The sequence below is a fragment of the uncultured Alistipes sp. genome, from assembly GCF_902388705.1.
Classification (GTDB): domain Bacteria; phylum Bacteroidota; class Bacteroidia; order Bacteroidales; family Rikenellaceae; genus Alistipes.
Window position 1 is genome coordinate 1 of record NZ_CABMQJ010000089.1, and the last position, 5,384, is coordinate 5,384.

Sequence of the window (5,384 nt, forward strand, 5' to 3'; positions counted from 1 at the left end):
CGACGGCTGCCGCGGCAGCTGGGAGCTGCTGGATGCCGAAGGGCGCTGCACCGCCCGGGCTGAAGGGCCTGTCGGGCAGCCGCTCGAGGCCCGCATGGAACGCCCCCGCCTGTGGTGGACACACGACCACGGGGAGCCCGCACGCTACACGTCGCGTTACCGCCTGTTCGACGCCCGGGGAAATGAACTGGAGCGCGTCGAAGAACACATCGGCTTCCGCCGCATACGGCTCGTGATGAACGAAGGCGCCTGGAGCGAACCCAAAGGGTTTCCCAAGACGCGGAGCGCCGCCCCGGCACAGATCGAACTGAACGGGCGCCGCATCTTCGCCAAAGGCTCCAACTGGGTCTGCCCCGAACTTTTCCCGGGCATGCTCGACGCCGCCCGTTACGAAGAACTGATCGACATGGCCATCGCGGCCAATTTCAACATCCTGCGTTCGTGGGGCGGAGGCATCGTCAACAAGGACAGCTTCTTCGAGTGCTGCGACCGCCGGGGCATACTCGTATGGCAGGAGTTCCCGCTGGCCTGCAACTGCTATCCCGACGACCCGCATTACCTCGCCGTACTGGAACAAGAGGCCACCTCGACCATACGCCGCCTGCGCCGCCACCCTTCGCTGGCAATCTGGTGCGGCGGCAACGAACTGTTCAACAACTGGTCGGGGATGACCGACCAGTCGCTGCCCCTGCGGCTGCTGAACGCGCTCTGCTACCGGCTGTCGCCGGAAATACCCTTCAATGCGACCTCGCCCCTGAACGGCATGGCGCACGGCAACTACCTGTTTTACTGGGACGGGCGCGATATTTTCCAGTCAATCAACGACAGCCATTTCACGGCCTATACCGAATTCGGCATTCCCGGCATCTCGCCGCGCGAAGTCCTCGAAAAGGTGATCCCGCCCGAAGAGCTCTTTCCGCCCCACCCCGGAACGGCCTGGGAAGAACACCACGCCTTCGGGGCCTGGGACGGCCAGCCCGCAACGTGGCTCGAAGAGCCGACCGTCGAACGCTATTTCGGAAAACCGGCGACGCTCGATGAACTTATCGAACACAGCTCGCTCCTGCAAGGCGAAGGGTACAAGGCGATCTTCGAGGAGGCCCGGCGGCAGAAACCCTATTGCGCCATGGCGCTCAACTGGTGCTTCGGCGAACCGTGGCCCGCGGCGGCCAACAACTCGCTGGTGGTCTACCCGTCCGTACCCAAACCCGCGTACGAAGAGGTGCGCCGCGCCTGCCGGCCGCTCTGCGCCAGCGCCCGTTTCGCCCGCTTCGACTGGACGGAAGGCGAACTGTTCGAGGCCGACATCTGGATACTCAACGACCGTTTCGCCGCCTCGGGGCCTTTCGTCCTCACGGTAACGCTCCGGGCTGCCGGGCAAACGCTCGAGATCCTGCGCTGGGAAAGCCCCGCCACCGCCCCCAACCGGAACATCGCGGGCCCCACGACACGCACGCCGCTCCCGGCCTGGGACACCGACCGGTTCCGAATCGAGATCACTGTCGAAGGACATCCCGAGATGGACGCCCGTTACACGCTCGCCTACCGCCGCGCCGTCCGCAAAAAGGCGTGCACGGCTCCGATGAACATAACCGAATGAAACGATGACGCGAACCTTACTCCTGCTGCTCGCGCTCTGCCTCGTACAAACCGGGGCGGGACGGGTGCGCCTGCCCTCGATCATCGGCAGCGGCATGGTGCTCCAGCGCGATTGCCAGGCCGGCATCTGGGGATGGGCCGGGCCGGATGCCCGGGTGGAAATCACCGCCTCGTGGGACACGCGGACATACACCGCACATGCGGACGACAAAGGGTACTGGCACACGTTGCTGCAAACGCCCGGCGCCGGCGGCCCGTATACGCTCACCATCGATGACGGAGAGCCCGTGACACTCGGCGATATTCTCATCGGCGAAGTCTGGCTCTGCTCCGGGCAGTCGAACATGGAAATGCCCCTCCGGGGCTTCGATTCGCAGCCCGTGCACGGGGCGCTCGACGCCGCGATGCAGGCGGGCGGTCATCCCTGCATACGGCTCTTCCATGTAGCCCGCGCCACCGCATCCGAGCCGCAGCCGGATTGCACCGGAAGCTGGGAAGTTTCGTCCATGCGTTCGGCCTCGGGGTTCAGCGCCGTCGGGTATTACTTCGGGCTCTGGCTGCACCGCGCCCTCGGCATTCCCGTCGGGCTGATCGAAAGCGACTGGGGCGCCACGCGCATCGAGGCGTGGATGAGCCCCGGGGCAGCACAGGCCGTCGACGGGGAAATACGCACGACCGATGCCGGACACGATGCCCAGAATCGGGTCGGGGCACTCTACAACGCCATGATCCGGCCGCTCGCGCCGTACACGCTGCGGGGGTTCATCTGGTACCAGGGCGAATCGAACAAAGGCTGCCACGCCAAATATCCGCACAACATGGCCGCAATGGCGGCCGACTGGCGGGCGGCTTGGGGCGGCGGGGAGCAGATGCCGTTTTATTACGTACAGCTCGCGCCGTTCGATTACGACATCCCGATGCACCGCTTCCGGGGTGAGGAGAACCCGATTCTGCTGCCGCTGATGGTCGAAGCGCAGTTGCGCGCCCTCGACCTGATTCCCAATGCCGGCATGGCGGTGAATACCGATTTGGGGGATGCGACCGAAATACACCCGCCGCGCAAAGACCTCGTAGGGCAGCGGCTGGCTCTGCTCGCGCTGACGGGCACCTACGGCTGCGAAGGAATCGACAGCTGCGGCCCGCGGTTTGAAAACGTCGCTTTCGATGACGGGCGCGCCGTTGTGACCTTCCGCAGCAGTTCGACCCTGCACCCGGTCGATACGCCGCTGAAAGGGTTTGAAATCGCAGGGAAAGATCGTATCTTCCACCCGGCCGAAGCTTTCGTCGTACACCGGGGATATGATTTCAGCCGCCAGGTCGAAGTCCGTTCCGCGGCCGTGCCCCGCCCCGTCGCCGTACGTTACGCTTTTCGCAACGTCGTGGGGGACGTCAACCTGACCAACACCATCGGGCTGCCCGCCTTCCCTTTCCGCACGGACACGTGGGACGACGTCGGCCCGGCACAACAATAATATGCTTATGGACACACAGATAAAACTCCGCGAAAAGATCGGCTACGGGCTCGGCGATGCGGCATCCTCGATGTTCTGGAAGCTCTTCGGCTCCTACCTGCTCTTTTTCTACACCGACGTTTTCGGGCTCCCGGCAGCAGCCGTGGGCACGATGTTCCTCATCACCCGCTTCTGGGATTCGTTCGTCGACCCCGTCGTGGGGATCCTGGCCGACCGCACGCAGAGCCGCCGCGGGAAATTCCGGCCTTACCTGCTGTGGTTCGCCGTGCCCTTCGGCGTGGCGGGCGTGCTGACCTTCACCACCCCGGGCTTCGGAATGACCGGGAAACTGGTCTACGCCTACATCACCTACGGGCTTATGATGATGATCTACTCGTTCATCAATGTCCCCTATGCATCGCTGCTTGGCGTCATCTCCGACAACCCCCGCTCCCGCACGGAACTCTCCTCCTACCGCATGCTCTTCGCATTCGGCGGCAGCATCCTGGCGCTGCTGACCATCGAGCCGCTGGTGGGATGGTTCAGCCGCGGCAGCGACCCGCAAACGGGTTGGCAGGCGGCGACGACCGTGCTGGCGGCCGTGGCAATCGTATTTTTCTTCTGCACGTACAGCTGGACGCGCGAACGCGTGCAACCCGTACACACGGAGCGGCATCCGCTGCGCGAAGACCTCAAAGACCTGCTGCGCAACCGCCCGTGGTGGATACTGCTCGGCGCGGGGATCGCGGCGCTGATCTTCAATTCGATCCGCGACGGGGCGGCAGTCTACTACTTCAAATATTACGTGCAGGCCGGTACTGCGGCAGACACAGGCGCCACCTTGTCGCTCACCACAATCTTCCTCGTGCTGGGACAGGCAGCCAACATTGCGGGCATCCTGCTCGTAACTCCGGTTTCCAACCGTATCGGCAAAAAGAACACCTATCTCGGGGCGATGGCCGCAGCAACGGTATTGAGCGCAGCCTTCTGGCTGCCGGGAGCGCACGATGTCTGGGCCATGATGCTTCTGCAAGTGCTTATCAGCATGTGCGCGGGCAGCATATTCCCCCTGCTGTGGTCGATGTATGCCGACATTGCGGATTATTCGGAAATGAGGACGGGACGGCGTGCCACGGGACTGATCTTCTCGTCGTCGTCGATGTCCCAGAAATTCGGATGGACGCTCGGCGGCGCCCTTACGGGCTGGTTGCTCGGCCATTACGGGTTCGAGGCCAATGCCGTACAGGGCGTTGCAGTGCAGAACGGCATCCGGGCGATGATGAGCCTGCTGCCAGCCGCAGGAACGATCCTTTCCGTTCTGTTCATCTTCTGCTACCCGCTGGGTGAAAAACAGGTTGCAGAAATCGGACGCAGGCTCAATGCGCTACGCGCCGGGGCTGCACGACAAGCCGAAAAGAAGTAAGTCGCCGGCCGCGGGAAGGCCAGGCTCACGGCTTACATTTGCTTTTTCACCTGATTCGAAGTACTTTTGGCTTCCAAAGCCGGCATACGCTTTCCCTACCGAATAACTATCCGTAAGCAGGCGAATTTAAGTTATGACTAAATCTTCGCACCGGTATAATTTTTAGTTTTACATGATTTAAACAGACGCCTGTGAAACCGAAAAGCGCATTCGACAAATACGTCAGTTCAGCTGTCCGCAAAGAGCGGATGGCCCAACGGATTTCCCAGGCGACACTGGCTTGCGGAATCGGAGTGAGCGACGGATTCATCAGTCAGGTGGAGAGTCCGAAAAGCCCTTCGAAATACAACCTCAACCACATCAACGAGATTGCCGGATTCCTGGGCTGCTCGCCGCGCGATTTCCTGCCCGAAGAACCGCTCTAACCCCCGGCCTATGTCGCTGCGTCGCCTGACAATCGCCCTGTTGCTGCTTCTTACGGCAGGTTCCGCCCTTGCGCAGCCGCGCACGGGAATCGCCTATTGGGACCTCGATCACCTCTACGACACCATACCGGCACGCTTCTACAACGACACGGATTACACGCCCGGCGGCCGCCTGCAATGGGATACCGAACGTTACCGCCGCAAAATCCGGAACACGGCCGCCGTCATCGACTCGATGCGCCTGCCCCTCGTGGCGCTGTGGGGCGTGGAGAACGAAGCCGTCGTGCGCGACATCGCCGCCGCATGCGAAGGCGGTTACAGTTACCTGCACCGCACGCTCAATTCTCTCGACGGCATGGATTTCGCGCTGCTCTACTACGGCGACCTGTTCGACCCCGGCTACGACGAGCCGGGACGCCGCTACCTTTACATCGAGGGTACCCTGCGGCATCCGGCGCGCCGCACAGCCGGCCGCGCGCCACAGCC

4 protein-coding genes and 1 pseudogene are annotated in these 5,384 nt (G+C 62.9%); all 5 read left to right on the plus strand.

What is annotated here, in order from left to right; translation table 11 throughout:
• The coding region (locus tag QZT71_RS11725) for a glycoside hydrolase family 2 TIM barrel-domain containing protein (protein WP_295916422.1) at nt 1-1,600 on the plus strand (1,600 nt) is incomplete at its 5' end.
• Between the two features lie 4 nt (nt 1,601-1,604).
• Entirely contained in the window at nt 1,605-3,071 is a 1,467-nt protein-coding gene (locus QZT71_RS11730) for a sialate O-acetylesterase (RefSeq protein WP_295916424.1), read from the plus strand.
• A 7-nt stretch (nt 3,072-3,078) separates the two neighbouring features.
• A complete protein-coding gene (locus QZT71_RS11735) occupies nt 3,079-4,473 on the plus strand; it encodes an MFS transporter (protein ID WP_295916428.1) in 1,395 nt (464 codons plus the stop codon).
• 191 nt (nt 4,474-4,664) lie between these two features.
• Entirely contained in the window at nt 4,665-4,898 is a 234-nt protein-coding gene (locus QZT71_RS11740; protein WP_295916430.1) for a helix-turn-helix domain-containing protein, read from the plus strand.
• A 10-nt stretch (nt 4,899-4,908) separates the two neighbouring features.
• Nucleotides 4,909-5,384 (plus strand): annotated as a pseudogene (locus tag QZT71_RS11745) (hypothetical protein); the annotation flags it as partial.

What these genes read in the sequence shown, in the direction of transcription:
- QZT71_RS11730 (WP_295916424.1), top strand. Translation starts at nt 1,605, where the DNA reads ATGACGCGAACCTTACTCCTGCTGCTCGCGCTCTGCCTCGTACAAACC.
- QZT71_RS11735 (WP_295916428.1), top strand. Translation starts at nt 3,079, where the DNA reads ATGGACACACAGATAAAACTCCGCGAAAAGATCGGCTACGGGCTCGGC.